19 protein-coding genes and 3 other annotated features are annotated in these 16,730 nt (G+C 41.6%); of the genes, 17 read left to right on the top strand and 2 right to left on the bottom strand.

What is annotated here, in order from left to right; all coding sequences use genetic code 11:
* Nucleotides 1-79 precede the first annotated feature (79 nt).
* The 13 genes from LCL89_RS00465 to LCL89_RS00525 all read left to right on the top strand — a co-directional run bounded on the left by LCL89_RS00465 (nt 80) and on the right by LCL89_RS00525 (nt 11,552).
* Nucleotides 80-1,114, top strand: coding sequence for a glyceraldehyde-3-phosphate dehydrogenase (locus tag LCL89_RS00465; protein ID WP_197316680.1), 1,035 nt, complete (start codon nt 80-82; stop codon nt 1,112-1,114).
* 250 nt (nt 1,115-1,364) lie between these two features.
* The gene (gene speD, locus LCL89_RS00470) at nt 1,365-1,742 is read left to right on the top strand and encodes an adenosylmethionine decarboxylase (protein WP_206760641.1); all 378 of its coding nucleotides are present in this window, start codon (nt 1,365-1,367) and stop codon (nt 1,740-1,742) included.
* Nucleotides 1,743-2,002: 260 nt separating this feature from the next.
* Entirely contained in the window at nt 2,003-2,377 is a 375-nt protein-coding gene (locus LCL89_RS00475) for a cytosolic protein (protein WP_224807119.1), read from the top strand.
* A 37-nt stretch (nt 2,378-2,414) separates the two neighbouring features.
* Nucleotides 2,415-2,879 (top strand): transcriptional regulator NrdR, encoded by a 465-nt coding sequence (gene nrdR / locus LCL89_RS00480; protein ID WP_224807121.1) that lies wholly within the window; start codon nt 2,415-2,417, stop codon nt 2,877-2,879.
* 243 nt (nt 2,880-3,122) lie between these two features.
* Entirely contained in the window at nt 3,123-4,478 is a 1,356-nt protein-coding gene (locus LCL89_RS00485; protein WP_224807123.1) for a replication initiation and membrane attachment family protein, read from the top strand.
* Nucleotides 4,479-4,495: 17 nt separating this feature from the next.
* Nucleotides 4,496-5,428 (top strand): primosomal protein DnaI, encoded by a 933-nt coding sequence (dnaI, locus tag LCL89_RS00490; protein WP_197316676.1) that lies wholly within the window; start codon nt 4,496-4,498, stop codon nt 5,426-5,428.
* 171 nt (nt 5,429-5,599) lie between these two features.
* Nucleotides 5,600-6,418: a putative sporulation protein YtxC gene (gene ytxC, locus LCL89_RS00495; protein ID WP_224807126.1), complete on the top strand. Its 819-nt coding sequence runs from the start codon at nt 5,600-5,602 to the stop codon at nt 6,416-6,418.
* Between the two features lie 40 nt (nt 6,419-6,458).
* Nucleotides 6,459-6,686: a binding site (T-box leader), on the top strand.
* A 55-nt stretch (nt 6,687-6,741) separates the two neighbouring features.
* Nucleotides 6,742-8,688, top strand: a complete 1,947-nt coding sequence (thrS, locus tag LCL89_RS00500; protein WP_224807128.1) for a threonine--tRNA ligase — start codon at nt 6,742-6,744, stop codon at nt 8,686-8,688.
* A gap of 248 nt (nt 8,689-8,936) precedes the next feature.
* Nucleotides 8,937-9,061, top strand: a sequence feature (ribosomal protein L20 leader region).
* Between the two features lie 79 nt (nt 9,062-9,140).
* Nucleotides 9,141-9,644, top strand: a complete 504-nt coding sequence (infC, locus tag LCL89_RS00505) for a translation initiation factor IF-3 (RefSeq protein WP_197316673.1) — start codon at nt 9,141-9,143, stop codon at nt 9,642-9,644.
* 32 nt (nt 9,645-9,676) lie between these two features.
* On the top strand, nt 9,677-9,874 hold the full coding sequence (gene rpmI / locus LCL89_RS00510) for a 50S ribosomal protein L35 (RefSeq protein ID WP_008635267.1): 198 nt from the start codon (nt 9,677-9,679) through the stop codon (nt 9,872-9,874).
* A 30-nt stretch (nt 9,875-9,904) separates the two neighbouring features.
* The gene (gene rplT, locus LCL89_RS00515) at nt 9,905-10,261 is read left to right on the top strand and encodes a 50S ribosomal protein L20 (protein ID WP_197316672.1); all 357 of its coding nucleotides are present in this window, start codon (nt 9,905-9,907) and stop codon (nt 10,259-10,261) included.
* A 396-nt stretch (nt 10,262-10,657) separates the two neighbouring features.
* On the top strand, nt 10,658-10,942 hold the full coding sequence (locus LCL89_RS00520) for a DUF1294 domain-containing protein (RefSeq protein WP_224807129.1): 285 nt from the start codon (nt 10,658-10,660) through the stop codon (nt 10,940-10,942).
* Nucleotides 10,943-10,979: 37 nt separating this feature from the next.
* Nucleotides 10,980-11,552, top strand: coding sequence for a TVP38/TMEM64 family protein (locus LCL89_RS00525; RefSeq protein WP_224807132.1), 573 nt, complete (start codon nt 10,980-10,982; stop codon nt 11,550-11,552).
* A 534-nt stretch (nt 11,553-12,086) separates the two neighbouring features.
* On the opposite strand, the gene LCL89_RS00530 is transcribed toward LCL89_RS00525, so the two are convergent.
* Nucleotides 12,087-12,482, bottom strand: coding sequence for a sigma-w pathway protein ysdB (locus LCL89_RS00530; protein WP_224807134.1), 396 nt, complete (start codon nt 12,480-12,482; stop codon nt 12,087-12,089).
* Nucleotides 12,483-12,591: 109 nt separating this feature from the next.
* Here LCL89_RS00530 and LCL89_RS00535 point away from each other — a divergent pair, with 109 nt between their 5' ends.
* Entirely contained in the window at nt 12,592-13,074 is a 483-nt protein-coding gene (locus LCL89_RS00535; RefSeq protein ID WP_224807136.1) for a dUTP diphosphatase, read from the top strand.
* 72 nt (nt 13,075-13,146) lie between these two features.
* Nucleotides 13,147-14,232 (top strand): M42 family metallopeptidase, encoded by a 1,086-nt coding sequence (locus LCL89_RS00540; RefSeq protein WP_197316667.1) that lies wholly within the window; start codon nt 13,147-13,149, stop codon nt 14,230-14,232.
* A gap of 46 nt (nt 14,233-14,278) precedes the next feature.
* On the opposite strand, the gene sspI is transcribed toward LCL89_RS00540, so the two are convergent.
* Nucleotides 14,279-14,503: a small acid-soluble spore protein SspI gene (gene sspI / locus LCL89_RS00545; protein ID WP_197316666.1), complete on the bottom strand. Its 225-nt coding sequence runs from the start codon at nt 14,501-14,503 to the stop codon at nt 14,279-14,281.
* Nucleotides 14,504-14,619: 116 nt separating this feature from the next.
* Here sspI and LCL89_RS00550 point away from each other — a divergent pair, with 116 nt between their 5' ends.
* Together LCL89_RS00550 and pheS are read left to right on the top strand one after the other, a co-directional pair.
* Nucleotides 14,620-15,357 carry a TrmH family RNA methyltransferase gene (locus tag LCL89_RS00550; RefSeq protein ID WP_224807137.1) on the top strand — a complete coding sequence of 246 codons (738 nt, stop codon included), beginning with the start codon at nt 14,620-14,622 and terminating at the stop codon, nt 15,355-15,357.
* A gap of 60 nt (nt 15,358-15,417) precedes the next feature.
* Nucleotides 15,418-15,642: a binding site (T-box leader), on the top strand.
* Between the two features lie 44 nt (nt 15,643-15,686).
* Nucleotides 15,687-16,721, top strand: a complete 1,035-nt coding sequence (gene pheS, locus LCL89_RS00555) for a phenylalanine--tRNA ligase subunit alpha (protein ID WP_197316664.1) — start codon at nt 15,687-15,689, stop codon at nt 16,719-16,721.
* Nucleotides 16,722-16,730: the final 9 nt, after the last annotated feature.

Here is a 16,730-nt window from a genome sequence, read left to right on the forward strand (position 1 = left end):
ACTGAAAAAGCGCTTACAATATGTTATACTGTTTTTGAAAAAACGGTTTAAAAGTATATCACATATAGGGGGATGGATCATGGGGAAAACAAAGATTGCCATTAATGGTCTTGGTAGAATAGGTAGAATGGTTTTTAGAAAGGCAGCAGTAGATGAATCCTTAGAATTAGTAGCGGTAAATGCTTGTTATCCAGCTGAGACCATTGCTCATATGTTGAAATATGATAGTGTTCATGGTCGGTTTGACGGGCAGATTGAAGCGGTTGGCAATCACCTGGAAGTTAATGGTCATAAAGTCGAACTGTGTGCAACTCGAAACCCTTCTGAACTGCCATGGGAAGAATTGGGTATAGATATCGTAATTGAAGCTACAGGGAAATTCCGTACTAAAGAAGAGGCATCCTCACACATTGAGGCGGGAGCAAAGAAAGTGATCATTACAGCCCCGGGTAAACAAGTGGATGCAACTATTGTTATGGGTGTAAATGAAGAAACTTATGCTCCTAAGCAGCACGATGTGATCTCAAACGCTTCTTGTACGACGAATTGTCTTGCGCCTGTCGTCAAAGTTTTAGAAGACGAATTTGGTATTGAAAACGGATTGATGACGACTGTACACGCGTTCACAAATGATCAAAAGAACTTGGATAACCCTCATAAAGATCTGCGTCGGGCAAGAGGGTGTACCCAATCCATCATTCCGACTTCCACCGGTGCTGCGCGCGCCCTCGGTGAAGTCATTCCGAGTATGAAAGGAAAACTGAATGGCATGGCACTCAGGGTTCCGACCCCTAATGTGTCCCTTGTAGATTTAGTAGTAGATTTAAAGAGAGATGTCACGGCTGATGAGGTCAATCAATTATTCTCTGATGTATCCAAAAAAGGCATGAAGGGAATTCTTGAATATAACGATGAACCGTTGGTATCTATTGATTATACAACCTCCCCTTCCTCAGCGATTATTGATGGATTATCGACACAGGTAATTGAAGACCGTAAAGTCAAAATACTAGCCTGGTACGATAATGAATGGGGATATTCCTGCCGTGTCGTGGACTTGGCAAAGTATGTCGGAGATTTGATGAAGCAAGAAAAGACTGCGCGAGTTTCATAGGTGGAAATGTTACCCATATGTATCCTATAATAGGAATCAAGTGCAAGGAATCCCTAAATTGATTGGGTGTAAAATTAACCTTGCAAAATGGGGATAAACCGTATATACTTCTTCTTGAACTTCTGAATTTGAATAGTTTTCATGTCTGCTCAAAGGGTTAGGACCTCTCAGGACTAACTTTCCCCCGTGGTAGTACATGACTGTAATTTGGAAGGCAAAGAAGTTAATGTACAAAAGGGGGATCCTAATTATGGATACAATGGGAAGACACGTTATTGCTGAACTTTGGGATTGTAATGAATCGAAATTGAATGATATGTCGTTTATAGAACAGGTTTTTGTTGATGCTGCTTTGAAAGCTGGTGCGGAAGTAAGAGAGGTAGCTTTCCACAAATTCGCTCCTCACGGGGTGAGCGGTGTTGTGATCATATCTGAATCACACTTGACTATTCACAGCTTTCCTGAGCACGGTTATGCAAGTATCGATGTATATACCTGCGGGGATCGCATCGATCCGAACGTTGCTGCAGAATACATCGTTGGAGCTCTGGAGGCCGGCCGTAATGAGACCGTAGAAGTTCCAAGAGGAATGGGCCCTGTCGAAGTGCCGAAGTCCCGTGCTCTTTAATTGTATAGAACAGTCAGCCACATAGGTGAACTATGTGGCTTTTTTGTTTTGGCTGTGCTTTAGCGAAGTGAATCTTAGTTGTCCATGGGTGGGTCTTCCTTTTAAGTTGTCCGCACCCTTTGAATTCACATGTAAAAAAATGAACCTGCTGCTTAAACCTTTGCTGAGACCTCATCCTTGTAATATATCTTTTCTTATTTTGTTTACTCATGTTAAAATAAAGGAAGTTATATGTCGAATGTATTGAAGGGGTTAATGAAGTGAAGGGTTTTATTTCTCGTTATTTTAGTAATCATTCTGAAACAAATGAACACCATAAAGATGAACAGCTTGTTACACACTATTATAAAGCTAAACATGATGACCTTTTCAGAGCGGTTGAAGAACTGTTTCCGTCCCCTTCTGAAGTGGCTGCCACTTCTAAAGAACGAGGGGAAATCACTGTAAAATATAAAGGGAAGCGCCGAGCATTTATTGTGGCTACCGTAATCATGGTCAGACCTTACCGTACAGCCGTCGATTTTTCAGTCACCACCGACTCAGGAGGCCCGGTAGATTTTGGGTTCAGCCGAAATCTAATCATCCAATTTTACAGGAAACTGGATAGTGAATTCTCAAGAATAGATCCATCTTAATTGTAAATGAAATGTCACGATGCGGAGTTGATTGATTTTGAAATGCCCAAACTGCCACTATAAAAGCACAAAAGTGCTGGATTCCCGTCCTATAGAAGAAGGGCAGGCAATCAGGCGCAGAAGAGAATGTGAACAATGTGGCTTCCGTTTTACTACTTTTGAAAGAATAGAAGAAGTTCCTTTGATCGTTGTAAAAAAAGAAGGCACGAGAGAAGAGTTCAGTAGGGAAAAGTTGATGCGTGGCTTAATTCGTGCGTGCGAAAAAAGGCCGGTGGCTGTTGAAGACTTAGAGGGTCTCACATTGGATATTGAGAAAGAATTGAGAAATCGCGGTGTTTCTGAAGTTTTAAGTAAAGACATAGGAGAAATGGTGATGGAACGTCTTTCTTCCATAGATGAAGTGGCTTATGTCAGATTCGCTTCAGTCTATCGTCAGTTCAAAGATATCAACGTCTTTATAGATGAACTGAAAGAATTAATTAAACACGATGAAGACGAATGAGCCTGACTTGGCTCATTTTCTTTTTTCTTCGGTTATGTCAGGAGTAGTGTTATTCATTGTGATATATCAATGTTTGGGAGTGGCAATGGAAGTGTGAGGCTGAGTTCATTTGTTTTACGATCGTAGAGGTCTTACCCATACACATGCTTCCTCCCCATTGCCAGCCTCTCATCATTTCTTTTAACACTACAAATGTAGGGTGCTTTTACAAAATTTTCATTACAAGGCAAGGAGATGGACGATATGAACCAATCTATAGGTAAACTCCTTCCTGTGGACGGTTTTCGGATAGATAAAATGGGAGATCTTACTCGTAATGCTCATCTCTCTCTCTCACATTTATATCAGCCTGTGGTGGGGCAGTTGGCAATTTCACTGTATCAATTGCTTGTATCAGAATATGAGATCAATGAAGAGGGGCAGGTAAAAACACACCACACCTTGATGTCCTTTTTATCTGTACCACTGGACAAAATATATGAAGCAAGACAAAAGCTTGAAGCTATAGGTTTGCTTAGAACGTATTGTTACAAAGAAGAGGATCAACCTGTAGAGTACTTGTACAAGGTTTTTCCACCTTTCTCGCCTGAAGAATTTTTCATGGACAGCATGCTGGCTTTGCTGCTGCATCATGAATTAGGAGAAGACAAATACCACTTACTTAAAGATCGGTTAATTGTCGGTCGGGCTGAAGACAAAACGTATGAAGAGGTGACTGCTTCTTTTGATCAGGTATTCCATACGGCTTTAAATCATTCTTCATCATTCAATAATAAAGATGAGAAGCGGAATCCAGAGCCTTTAAAAAGTCGGGGACCTGTCATTCAAAGTGGCAGAGTGGATTTCGAATGGCTCAACCAAGCCTTGAAGCAGAAAATGTATCCGAGCGAAAAAATATTGACAGGTCAAAATAAACACTTGATATCACAGCTTGCTTCTCTTTATAACTTGACGACATTAGAGTTGGAAAAGGCTGTAACATGGGCGATTGATGAAAATCATCATCTGATTGAACATGAATTGAAAGCTGCTTGTCATGACTTTATGCAGGAAAAACCTTCAAGCAATAACCATAAATCCTTGAATCAACGAGAAAAAGTGAATGATGATTCAAGTTCTTCTCCACAAACGAAAGAGGATCAATTTGTATCCATGCTTGAGCAGATATCCCCTAAAGAACTGCTTGAGGATTTATCGGGTGGAAACCGTGCATCAAGTCAAGATTTAAAGATGATCCGTGATGTCATGACAGAACAAGGGTTGCAGCCAGGTGTCATGAATGTTCTGGTACACTATGTACTATTGAAAACAGATATGAAGTTGTCTAAACCTTACCTCGAAAAAATCGCAAGTCATTGGACGAGGAAGAATGTGACGACTGTGAGACAGGCCATGAACCTAGCTAAAGCAGAGCACCAAAAGTACCAACAGTGGGGCAGGCAGAAATCACAGCGTAGAGGAAAACAGGACGAAGTCATTCCATCTTGGTATAAGAATCGTAAGACTCCTGCGAATAAAGAGAAGCAATCAGGGGAAAAAGTGAATACTGATGAAATTGCAGAACGAATCAAACGCTTAACAGATAAAGGGAATTCATAATAAGGCGGTGTGAAAACATGGAGCCGATCCAAAAATCATTACAAAAATGGATGCGAAATAATAAACAATTTCAAGAACGTATGACACGAATGAAGCAAGAAGTTTTAAAGTCCAAAGAGATTCAAAACTTAATGGCTGATCACCCTTCTATTACAGAAAAAGCTGTTGAGAAACAATTGATCAAGCTTTATGAATATCAAACTCAATCAAAGAATTGTGAAAAATGTCCTTCCAGAGAAGAGTGCATCAATATTCTGCCTGGATATACTCCCCGTCTTGAAGTGGAGGGGGAAGAAATTAAGCTTGCTTACGACAAATGTCGTCGTCAAAAAAAATTGGAGCATCAAAAGAACCAAAGGTCTCTGGTCAAAAGCCTTCATATGCCTAGAGAAATACTGGAAGCCACGATAGAACGTCTTGATTATGAAGATCAGGACCGGGGAGAGGCAGTCATGAAGACGCTTCAGTATATTGAAAGTTTAGATGATGAGCTTCCAAGTAAAGGGTTGTTCTTCCATGGTCCTTTTGGTGTCGGGAAGACATATTTCCTCGGAGCGATCGCGAATGCGTTAAGCTCTAAAAACATTCCTTCCATGATCATTTACATGCCTGAGCTTGTCAGAGAAATCAAATCATCCATCAAAGATGATTCTATGAATGAAAAAGTGGAAGCTTTCAAAGAAACCCCTGTACTCATGTTGGATGATATTGGAGCGGAATCACAGTCTGCCTGGTTCAGAGATGAAATTCTCGGTTCGATTCTCCATTACCGCATGATGGAAAGGCTTCCGGTGTTCTTCACTTCAAATTACAGCCTTGATGAGTTGGAAAAAGTCTTGATGACCAGTAATCGAGGAAATGTAGAGCAAGTCAAGGCTGAGCGGATCACTGAAAGAATACGCCAATTGAGTCAGCCGGTTGAAGTGAATGGGCAGAACCGAAGAAGATAAAATTTTTAATGTAGAGCATGTTTCCCCCTATCCACTCATAAATATAAGATGGAAAAGATAACCTTACTTTTTGGACTACCCATGACTGGTAAGCATATATAGATTCTTGTAAATCGCACAAGAATCTTTTGATAAATAAGGTGAGGAAAGTCGGGATGAGGGGGAGTGCTTGTGATTTGTATTCGATTTTCAAATCGCATAGAAGCTGAGCTCGTTTATAAACTGATCGTCACTGAAGAAAAGCTTTGGTTGTTGAAAGAGTATGAGAAAGAATTTGAAGTTCAATTATCAGTAAATGCTGAATCCCTGCCTTCTACATTTGAAATAAGAAACGCATTATTATCGAGCATACGCATAAGAAAACTTCCTGGATGGATTGAAGGTGTCCTCAGACACCGATATTATTATGAAGATCAACACGAGATCCAAAGGGTTTTAGAAATAGCTCATGAATTCGAAGCTAAACCGCCAGCAGGGTTGAATCTGCCTTCATTGCACAAAGAGTTGGAGAAGGTGGTCAAGTATACGCTTGGCAGCTCTACTTTTATTGATTACGATGATTTTTGTGTGGCTTGTTTGGAGAAAATCCACCCGGTCCTTATTGAGTACACAGGCTATTTAATCGATGACTATAAGCAGGAAGAGGCTTATCAGATGCTTGTGGATTCTTGGAGAAGCAGAATTCACTACAGAGACACGGGCGTTAGTATTCTGCACTTATTAGATCATGGCGGATTGGAATATTACCATGATGAAGGAAATAAAATCAGAAAATCCGAAACGATGGTCTATATGAATCAATATCCAGACACTTCCATTGAAAATTTACAACTGCAATGGTCTGTCACTCCAGCACTAGTCCATGCTCCTGATCAGCTGATCATTTATTCTGATAATCCTAATCATCCTCAACTACAATTGCTGGTCAATATATTTGAAGAAAAAGCGATATGGAAGTCCAGTGAAGAATTTCCTTTCAAATTATCTTGATTTCAATTTCATAAACGGATATAATACCTACATATTACTATTAATGGCATTGAAGAGGACAAGAACACTAAGAGGCGCATGTTTAGAGAGAGGAGTCATCGGCTGAAAGCTCCTTCATGAACGACTTAGCTGTTTACCACCTTGGAGCTCTACTTATGAACGTCATCTAGTATTAAGTAGCGTCTGATCCGCGTTATGGATGAATGAAGCCGCAAAACTTTTGCGGGAAATTTGGGTGGAACCACGAGTGATAACGCTCGTCCCTTAGCATCTATGCTGAGGGACGGGCGTTTTTATTTATTTTAAGAGAAGGAGTGTTAAACATGGCAAATGCAATCCAAATCAAATTCCCTGATGGCAATGTGAAAGAATTTGAACAGGGCGTAACCGGTGAAGATATTGCAAAATCGATTTCCCCAGGGTTGAAAAAGCAAGCCTTGGCCATCAAATTGGATGGAGAGCCTTATGATTTAAGGCGGCCAATTGAAAATGATGGGGAAATTGAAATTCTCACATATAAAAACCCTGAAGGAATAGAAGTGTTACGACATTCTTCAGCCCACCTGATGGCTCAAGCGATCAAACGCTTGTATGGGAATGTGAAACTCGGAGTGGGACCTGTCATTGAAAATGGGTTCTACTATGATATCGATATGGAGGAGTCTTTAACTCCTGAAGACTTGCCTAAAATCGAAAAAGAGATGCAAAAGATCGTAGATGAAAACCTTGAAGTGGAGCGTATAGAACTTTCCCGCGAAGAAGCTAAAGAAAAGTATCATGAAATCGGGGACGATCTTAAGCTTGAATTGATTGAGGATATTCCAGAAGGGGAGCAAGTCACTATTTATCAACAAGGTGAATTCTTCGACCTTTGCCGCGGTGTCCACGTTCCACAGACAAGTAAAATCAAAGTCTTTAAACTGTTGAGTATTTCAGGAGCATACTGGCGCGGTGACAGTGATAATAAAATGCTTCAGCGTATTTATGGTACAGCTTTCGAGAAAAAAGCGGACCTGGAAGAATACCTTCATCTTCTTGAAGAAGCCAAGGAAAGAGATCACCGTAAACTGGGTAAAGAACTAGAGATTTTTACTGTCAATCAAAAAGTAGGGCAGGGACTCCCGCTATGGCTGCCTAAAGGTGCTACAATCCGTCGCACAATCGAGCGGTATATCGTGGATACAGAAGAACGTTTAGGGTATGATCACGTTTATACTCCAGTACTCGGAAGCGTAGATTTATACAAAACAAGTGGGCACTGGGACCACTATAAGGATGACATGTTCCCTACAATGGAAATGGACAACGAAGACCTTGTCCTACGCCCTATGAACTGTCCGCACCATATGATGGTTTATAAGAATCAGCTGCACAGTTATCGGAATCTGCCGGTTCGTATTGCCGAGCTTGGAACGATGCACCGTCACGAAATGTCCGGGGCGCTTGCCGGACTTCAACGTGTAAGGGCCATGACACTGAATGATGCCCATATCTTTGCACGCCCGGATCAACTGAAGGATGAGTTCAAGCGTGTCGTTAACCTGGTGCATGAGGTTTATAAAGATTTCGGCCTTAATGATTATCATTTCCGTCTTTCCTATAGAGATCCTGAGGATAAAGAAAAGTACGTGGATAATGATGAAATGTGGAATAAGGCGCAGGCTATGCTGAAAGAAACAATGGAAGAAATGAATTTGGAATACGTAGAAGCTGAAGGAGAAGCCGCTTTCTACGGTCCGAAACTGGATGTTCAAGTGAAAACAGCACTAGGAAAAGAAGAAACATTATCCACTGTACAATTGGACTTCCACTTACCAGAACGATTCGACTTGACTTATGTAGGTGAAGATGGTAATGATCACAGACCAGTAGTCATCCACCGTGGAGTGGTTTCTACAATGGAGCGTTTCGTTGCATTCTTGATCGAAGAATACAAAGGTGCTTTCCCGACGTGGTTAGCTCCGGTCCAGGCGAAAATCATTCCTGTTTCTGCAGATGCTCACCTTGATTACGCCAAGAAATTGGAAGATGAACTTCGGTTTGCTGGAGTCCGTGTAGAACTGGACGAGAGAAATGAGAAGATAGGTTATAAGATCCGTGAAGCTCAGATGCAGAAAGTTCCATTTCAGCTTGTCGTTGGTGATAAAGAAATTGAAGACCATGCTGTCAATGTCCGCCGTTATGGGGAGCAGGATTCAGAAACGAAATCGGTTGAAAAGTTCATTGAGGAAATCCGAAATGAAATCGACCAGAAGTTAATGAGAAAATAATGGTGTAAACAAGGTCGTTTCCTTGGTTTCTAAAGGCTGTCGAAACTTTTTCGGCAGTCTTTTTACATTTTGATGGACTTTTTAAATGATCAGGAGAGGCAAAGGTGTTGGGAGTCCCAGTAAAATCCTCTTGATTTTCGGTTTGAATTCCTTTATCCTTTTACAAGTAGTCATGGATATGAGTAAAGGTTATTGACAAGTATCCAAAGGCATGCTAGTATTTATTAGGTAACTGAATGAACGGATCTAGAGACAAGTAGAAGCACCCGCTTCTCACCTGATCGACGCACTATGCAGTTGGCAGGTCATGAATCCTTTTGAACTTTAGGATACGTGTGGGTGCATTTCTATGTACCGACACTTTTTTTATGACTTCAAAAGCTTGTCGATGACAGATCGTCAAATAGTTTTCTAAAATATGACGGAGGTGGCTCGATATTAGCAAGGATAATATGAACGTTAATGAAAAAATCCGTGCCCGTGAAGTTCGTTTAATCGATGTAAATGGGGAGCAATTGGGGATTAAATCACGTAATGAAGCCCTGGATATTGCAGCGAATGCAAATCTGGATCTTGTTATGGTAGCACCAAATGCTAAGCCTCCAGTTTGCCGTGTAATGGACTACGGAAAATACCGTTTTGAGCAGCAGAAGAAAGAAAAAGAAGCTCGTAAAAAACAAACGGTCATTAAAGTGAAGGAAATCCGCCTCAGCCCGAACATTGAAGAGCATGACTTCAACACGAAGCTCCGTAATGCTCGCAAGTTCTTGTCTAAAGGGGATAAGGTGAAAGCATCTGTCCGTTTCCGCGGCCGTGCGATCACTCACAAAGAGCTTGGACAAAATGTACTCGAGCGTGTAGCAGAAGAGTGCAAAGATATTGCCCAAGTTGAGACCAAGCCTAAAATGGAAGGTCGTAGTATGTTCTTAATGCTTGCTCCTCTCAACGAGAAGTAAGTAAGTGTATCAAGTAAAAGGAGGAAATTCACATGCCAAAAATGAAAACCCATAAAGGTTCTCAGAAACGCTTTAAAAAGACTGGAACAGGTAAGGTGAAACGCTCCCACGCGTACACAAGCCACTTGTTCGCTAACAAATCTACTAAGCAAAAGCGTAAATTGCGTAAAGATGCTCTGGTATCTGCTGGAGACTACCGCCGCATCAAGCACATGCTTCCGAAAGACTAATATTAGAACGAATATACAGGAGGGATTCCAATGCCACGAGTAAAAGGTGGAACAGTGACACGTCAACGTCGTAACCGTGTCCTAAAACTAGCAAAAGGTTATTATGGTTCAAAACACGCGCTATTCAAGCAAGCAAAACAACAAGTAATGAAATCAGGTCAGTATGCATACCGTGACCGCCGTCAGAAAAAACGTGACTTCCGTAAACTTTGGATTGCACGTATCAACGCTGCGGCACGTATGAACGACATTTCTTACAGCCGTCTAATGCACGGTCTTAAGCTTGCAGGTATCGAAGTGAACCGTAAGATGCTTGCTGATCTTGCTGTTAACGACGAGCAAGGATTCGCAAGTCTTGCAGAGCAAGCAAAATCTGCACTTAAATAAATAGATGAAAAAGTCATTTCCGATCGGTAGGAAATGACTTTTTTTTATACTTGGGTCTGTTATAGCTTGGTGTTGTTATTTCACATGTGAGGTCATATCAGCTCTTTCTGTCCTGGAATTTGTGTGAGGCGGCCTTTTAGAATGACTCCCTTTCCGTGGGGTACCGTGAGCCTCCTCAGGCTACGCCTTCCGGGGTCTCACGATGTACCTTTATCCCACAGGAGTCTCGCCATTCTAAAAGGCCGCCTCTTCAAAGTAGGAGGGTCGGAAAGGCCATCCCATGCTCTGAGTGAATAACAGACTAGACCCCTAAATTCCAGACGGGGACTATTTAGTAATCGTTTAAAATATCAACAACAGACTTTAACAGAGCCTTATACTTATGGAGGTCGATCGATGGAATTTGTACTTATCATCTTGTTGAGTTATTTTTTTGTGATCAACAGCCTTCTATATATCCTTATGTGGTCCGACAAGCGGAAGGCGAGGAAGGAATCTTGGCGGGTGAAAGAAAAGACGTTGTGGACATCAGCTGTTTTGGGCGGAGCACCAGGAGGCTGGATGGCTATGAAGGTATACAAGCATAAAACTCGTCATCGTTCCTTCCGATTCGGTTTTCCTGCATTGGCGATTGTTTATTTGGCAGGCATCGTGTATTTACTGGCGAAGTTCTACCTCTAATTCTTTTGTCATAAGATGTAGACAGGGGGGGAATTGGATGGGCGAGACATCAATGACCATTATGTCATGGTTAGAACATCAGGAAGCCTGGGCACCGCTCTTATTCATAGCTATTCATTTATTGAGACCGTTCTTATTTTTGCCAGTCATGCTTGTCTGCATTACCGGAGGCGTTCTCTTCGGTCCTATTGCCGGGACCGCTTACTCCGTCATTGGTACGATGCTCTCCAGTTTATTGTTTTATAAAACGATACGTCTTGTGCCATCAGGATTAAAAAGGTTGAAATCCTTGAAAGAGAAGTGGATGAGAAAGAACTCACATTTGACCGTTAAGCAGGTGGCAATTCTGCGTTTAGTGCCATTTATACATTTTCATTTGCTATCCTACTGTCTGATAGAAATAAGTTCCGATTTCAAGGATTATACGAAGTCTTCTTTATTTGCTAACTTTCCGCTCGCTGTCGTTTACACATCTATGGGGCAGTGGATCACCTTATTATCGATTCCTTTGATGGTCTTATTCTCTATTGGGTTAGTCATTTTATGTTTCATCGTCCGTAAAAAATATGAAGTGTTCTTGTGGAGAGATTTCTTTCAAACCAGCGGTTGATTGGAGATCATGAAGTATCTGACGATGTTTCTAAGAATCCATTGTAAAAAGCGTTTTCGATGTCACGTTTTACGGAAGAGGAGTACTGATACGTGCCAATATTGATCTATAAAAAAACGTGTCATATAAAAAAGCTGCCACAATCATTGATTGTGGCAGCTTTTTAATCTTGGCTCTAATAGTGGTTGGTGTTGTTATTTCCCATTAGAGTTTGAATCAGTTCTTTGCTTCGTGAAATTCGTGTGTGAAGGCCTTGAGAATGATTCGCTTTCCGTGGTGCACTTTACTGACGCAATCCGGTGTAAAGCGGAGTCCGTAACACCAACTTGGAATGGGAGGGAAGGGAAAGCAGGTAGACTCCTGCGGGAAAAAGGAACAAGTTGGGACCCCGGAAAACGGAGTTTGAGGAGGCTCAGCGTTCCCCGCGGAAAGTGGACTGTTGTTCCCCCACACTCTATTTAAAGTGAGGGCCGCAATACCGCCACCCCTGAAGAGTGGAATTGTAAGAAATCCACAACAGACTTTAACAGAGCCTTAATCTTTTAAAGGTTGGATGATTAAACGGTTTACCGGGTATTTCCAATCAATGGAAGCGTATGGGTAGCGGATCAGTATTTCTTTTTCGAGAAAATACAAATCTTCTCTTTCAATCCCTCTTAGTTTTTCCGGATTTATCGCACTTACACTGATATTGACTACTTCAAATGAGTCATCAGTCGTGCCTAAATATTTTTCACCTTCAAAATCCACGCCTTTGTAAGTAATAAAGAAGTTTTCTTTCGTATCCTCTTTATTGTCATGGAAGTAAAACTCTTTCTTTTCTCTGGCCAGTTCAAGTTTTCTGTTGGGGTTTACAATGAATTTATAAGCTGTGTAAATGATAAAAATCACAGCGGCAATCAATAATAAACGGAAAAGAATGATGATCATAAGTACCTTCTCCCTACCTGGGTTTATAGCATAAGTACGAATGAAGGTGTCGTTTCGTTTCAAAAAATGATACATTATTTATGAATTTTAATTGAAGGAGCTGCGTGGTATGAATTGGGAGACCCTCTATCAAATGCAAAGGAATTTGGATCAGTATATAGAAGATCAGCATCAGATTGAACAGGGGACAAAGGTCGATGAAAAGATCTTAGCGTTCTTAGTCGAAGTTGGAGAGTTGGCGAATGAAACACGCTGCTTCAAGTTTTGGAGTCTTAAAGGACCAAGTAATAAAGATGTCATTCTTGAAGAATATGTAGATGGGCTCCACTTCTTATTATCCGTAGGTCTGGATTGTGGTTTCCGCTATACAGAAACAGAGTATGGTGAGTGTGATACACAGGTAGAGGCTTTTCTGAACATTTATCGTTCTTCAGAAGCTTTCAGGGATAAAAAGACCGCTGCAAACTATCAGCAATTGTTCTCAAGCTTCCTTCAACTCGGCAGAACACTTGGATTTCATGAAGAGGAATCGTTTCATGCCTACTACGAAAAAAACCAAGTGAACTACCAAAGGCAGGATGAGGGATATTAGACAGAATTTTTGTGAAATCGCTTCAAAAGTTATATAATAACACTTGGATACGAAAAGGAGGAAGTTATACATATGGCAAAAAAAGATGAGACATTGACAATGTTGAAAGACCTTACTGATGCAAAAGGTGTTCCGGGTAATGAAAAAGAAGCTCGTGAAGTAATGAAGAAGTACATATCACCGTTTGCGGAGGAAGTGTTTACTGATAATTTAGGGAGCTTGATCGCTAAAAAGACAGGGAATAAAAAAGGCCCAAGCATCATGGTAGCCGGCCATTTGGACGAAGTCGGATTCATGGTCACTCGAATCGATGATAATGGATACCTTTATTTCCAGCCTGTAGGCGGATGGTGGAGTCAGGTTATGTTGGCTCAGCGCGTTACGATCATGACCCGTCAAGGGGATCTGACAGGAGTCATCGGGTCCAAACCTCCACACATACTACCTCCTGAACAGCGTAAAAAACCTGTTGAAATCAAGGACATGTTTATTGATATCGGTGCTTCAAGCAGAGAAGAAGCTGAAGAATTCGGTGTGAAACCTGGTGATTCGGTCGTACCTTACTTTGAGTTCACTCAAATGAAAAATGAAAAAATGCTATTGGCTAAAGCGTGGGATAACCGCATCGGATGTGCGATCGCAATTGAAGTATTAAAGAGACTGAAAGGGGAAAAACACCCGAACGTCGTTTATGGTGTAGGTACAGTCCAGGAAGAAGTAGGTCTTCGTGGAGCGAAAACAGCTGCCAACATGATTAATCCTGATATCGCTTTTGGTGTCGATGTAGGTATTGCAGGTGATACGCCGGGTGTATCCGATAAAGATGCTTCCAGCAAAATGGGCAAAGGTCCTCAAATCATTCTTTATGACGCTTCCATGGTTTCGCACAAAGGCTTGCGTGATTTTGTGACGGACACAGCTGATGAGAAAGAAATTCCTTACCAGTTTGACTCTCTTGCAGGTGGTGGAACAGATTCAGGATCCATCCATCTCAGTCATGATGGTGTTCCTGCACTTTCCATTACAATCGCTACCCGTTACATTCACTCTCATGCCGCGATGCTGCACCGGGATGATTTTGAAAATGCCGTACAGTTGATCGTAGAAGTCATCAAAGGGTTGGATCACAATAAAGTTCAGGAAATTACTTTTCAATAATGAATAAGCCACCCTATGAGGGTGGCTTTTCGTTTTATAGAATCGATTACTGTTGTGGATTTGTTTTTTGGACACATTCTTCCAGCGTTTGCAGCATTTCCTGCTTTTCTTGTTGATCTGATTCTTTCCATAATAATTCAAAAAACACTCCGAGCCCGGGAAGCATCTTTTCTTCACCTTTTTGCAGGGCGTCATCAATCGTCGCTTGTAGTTGATCTGCATTATGTCCGCTTACGTTTGAAAGGATTGCTTGTCTCAAGTTCAAATTCATCTCTAAATTCCCTCCTTTTCTAAGTGAAAATAAAGTTTTTTCAATCTTAGTTTGACCGAACGGGGCTATGCTATGTATGATAAGTTAGAAATTAAAGTGCTAAATGAGGGTTAATGATGCTGACTTCTGTGCAAAATTATAAAGTGAAAGAATGGAAGAAATTACACAAACGTAAATATAGAAATCGCGAAAATCGATTTCTTGTTGAAGGTTATCACTTAGTTGAAGAAGCATTGAAAAGTGATTGGAACGTTGTGGAAATGATTTTAAGGGAAGACATTTCTTATGAGGTTCCGAATGGTGTTGAACCTTTTATGGTAAGCAGCAAAGTATTCGACACTATTGCCGAGACGGAGACACCACAGGGCATTGCGGCAGTAGTAGAGCAAAAGCAGTGGGATTTCAAACCTGCATCTTTGACATTGGTCGTGGATGCGGTCCAAGACCCGGGAAACCTCGGGACGATGATCCGTACGGCAGATGCAGCAGGTTTTGATCAGATCATTTTTGGCTCGGGAACCGTGGATCCATACAATGATAAAGTTTTAAGATCAACACAAGGATCCCTGTTTCATATTCCATTTCACCAGGGAGATCTTAAAGACTTCCTGCCTGTGTTGAAAGAAAATGGAGTGCAAATATGGGCGAGTACGTTAAATGAGAAAGCTGCTCCTTACAATCAATTGTCTGCCCCGAAACAAGCAGCCTTGATCGTAGGAAACGAGGGGCAGGGTGTCAATGAGGAATGGATAGCGATGGCAGATGAGCAAGTATATATTCCGATTTACGGCCAGGCTGAATCATTGAATGTATCGATAGCAGCTGCAGTGATGATGTATCACTTGAAGAACTAGGGTTGCATTATGGAATCACTTTCTCTATAATTTAAAAATAGTTGTATAGAAGTGAATAAATAAAAAGCGAAGAAAGAGCCCAGTAGGCGGTTGTAAATCGATTCAGGGAGGAAGCATCATAGACTGTAAGTGCTTCTATCGTGGCAATTGTTGAACTTTCACTCTGGAGCTGATCATGAAAACTGATCCGGGTATGTATACCCGTTATTGAACACGAAGTGGGCACAATTCATTGTGTCAACAAGGGTGGTACCGCGATTCGACTTTACAAGTCTCGTCCCTTTCCAGGGATGAGGCTTTTTTTATTTCCATTTAAAGGAGGAAGCAAAATGAAGGAGCGTTTGGAGCAATTAAAGCAAGAAGCGTTGGAGAAGGTCACTCAAGCTGAGAATATTCAGAGCTTGAAGGATGTCCGCGTTGAATACTTAGGGAAAAAAGGACCGATTACGGAAGTGCTTAAAGGGATGGGTAAACTGTCCAAAGAGGAACGTCCGGTCATTGGTCAGTTGGCGAACGAGGTTCGTGAAGAAGTGGCGAATGCCATCGAAACAAAGCAATCCCGTTTGGAAGATGAAGCCCTGGAAAGACAGTTGGAAGAAGAAAGTATAGATGTGACTCTGCCGGGACGTCCGGTCCAAGTCGGAGGACCGCACCTTCTAACGAGCATTATTGAAGAAATTGAAGATCTTTTCATCGGTATGGGGTTCGAAATCAAGGAAGGCCCGGAAGTTGAAACGGACTACTACAATTTCGAAGCTTTGAATTTGCCGAAAGGCCACCCTGCCCGAGATATGCAGGATTCATTTTATATTACGGAAGAGCTTTTATTAAGAACTCATACATCCCCTGTCCAGGCTAGGACGATGGGCAAGAAGAATGGAAGCGAACCAGTAAAAATGATCTGTCCTGGAAAAGTTTATCGCCGTGATACCGATGACGCTACTCACTCTCATCAATTCACCCAGATTGAAGGACTGCTTGTAGATAAAAACGTCCGTATGACTGATCTTAAAGGTGTTCTTAATACGTTCGCTAAACAAATGTTCGGAGAGGACCGTGACATTCGTCTTCGTCCGAGTTTCTTCCCGTTTACAGAGCCATCTGTAGAGATGGACATTTCTTGTAAGGTTTGTGGGGGAGAAGGCTGTTCCGTATGTAAACGAACAGGCTGGATTGAAATATTAGGTGCAGGTATGGTTCATCCGAACGTCCTTGAGATGGCAGGCTATGATCCGAAGGAGTACACTGGTTTTGCATTCGGGATGGGACCTGAACGTATTGCCATGTTGAAATACGGCGTCGATGATATCCGTAATTTCTATACGAACGACATCCGATTCTTAGAACAATACCATAAGGCGTAAGGAGGAGAT

This window comes from Halobacillus yeomjeoni, from assembly GCF_020171525.1.
Taxonomy (GTDB): domain Bacteria; phylum Bacillota; class Bacilli; order Bacillales; family Halobacillaceae; genus Halobacillus; species Halobacillus yeomjeoni.

Coding starts and splice junctions, on each gene's coding strand:
- LCL89_RS00535 (WP_224807136.1), top strand. CDS start 12,592: ATGAATTGGGAGACCCTCTATCAAATGCAAAGGAATTTGGATCAGTAT.
- sspI (WP_197316666.1), bottom strand. CDS start 14,503: ATGAATTTGAACTTGAGACAAGCAATCCTTTCAAACGTAAGCGGACAT.
- dnaI (WP_197316676.1), top strand. CDS start 4,496: ATGGAGCCGATCCAAAAATCATTACAAAAATGGATGCGAAATAATAAA.
- LCL89_RS00520 (WP_224807129.1), top strand. CDS start 10,658: ATGGAATTTGTACTTATCATCTTGTTGAGTTATTTTTTTGTGATCAAC.
- LCL89_RS00550 (WP_224807137.1), top strand. CDS start 14,620: ATGCTGACTTCTGTGCAAAATTATAAAGTGAAAGAATGGAAGAAATTA.
- thrS (WP_224807128.1), top strand. CDS start 6,742: ATGGCAAATGCAATCCAAATCAAATTCCCTGATGGCAATGTGAAAGAA.
- LCL89_RS00525 (WP_224807132.1), top strand. CDS start 10,980: ATGGGCGAGACATCAATGACCATTATGTCATGGTTAGAACATCAGGAA.
- LCL89_RS00485 (WP_224807123.1), top strand. CDS start 3,123: ATGAACCAATCTATAGGTAAACTCCTTCCTGTGGACGGTTTTCGGATA.
- LCL89_RS00530 (WP_224807134.1), bottom strand. CDS start 12,482: ATGATCATCATTCTTTTCCGTTTATTATTGATTGCCGCTGTGATTTTT.
- infC (WP_197316673.1), top strand. CDS start 9,141: ATGAACGTTAATGAAAAAATCCGTGCCCGTGAAGTTCGTTTAATCGAT.
- rplT (WP_197316672.1), top strand. CDS start 9,905: ATGCCACGAGTAAAAGGTGGAACAGTGACACGTCAACGTCGTAACCGT.
- speD (WP_206760641.1), top strand. CDS start 1,365: ATGGATACAATGGGAAGACACGTTATTGCTGAACTTTGGGATTGTAAT.
- LCL89_RS00465 (WP_197316680.1), top strand. CDS start 80: ATGGGGAAAACAAAGATTGCCATTAATGGTCTTGGTAGAATAGGTAGA.
- LCL89_RS00540 (WP_197316667.1), top strand. CDS start 13,147: ATGGCAAAAAAAGATGAGACATTGACAATGTTGAAAGACCTTACTGAT.
- pheS (WP_197316664.1), top strand. CDS start 15,687: ATGAAGGAGCGTTTGGAGCAATTAAAGCAAGAAGCGTTGGAGAAGGTC.
- rpmI (WP_008635267.1), top strand. CDS start 9,677: ATGCCAAAAATGAAAACCCATAAAGGTTCTCAGAAACGCTTTAAAAAG.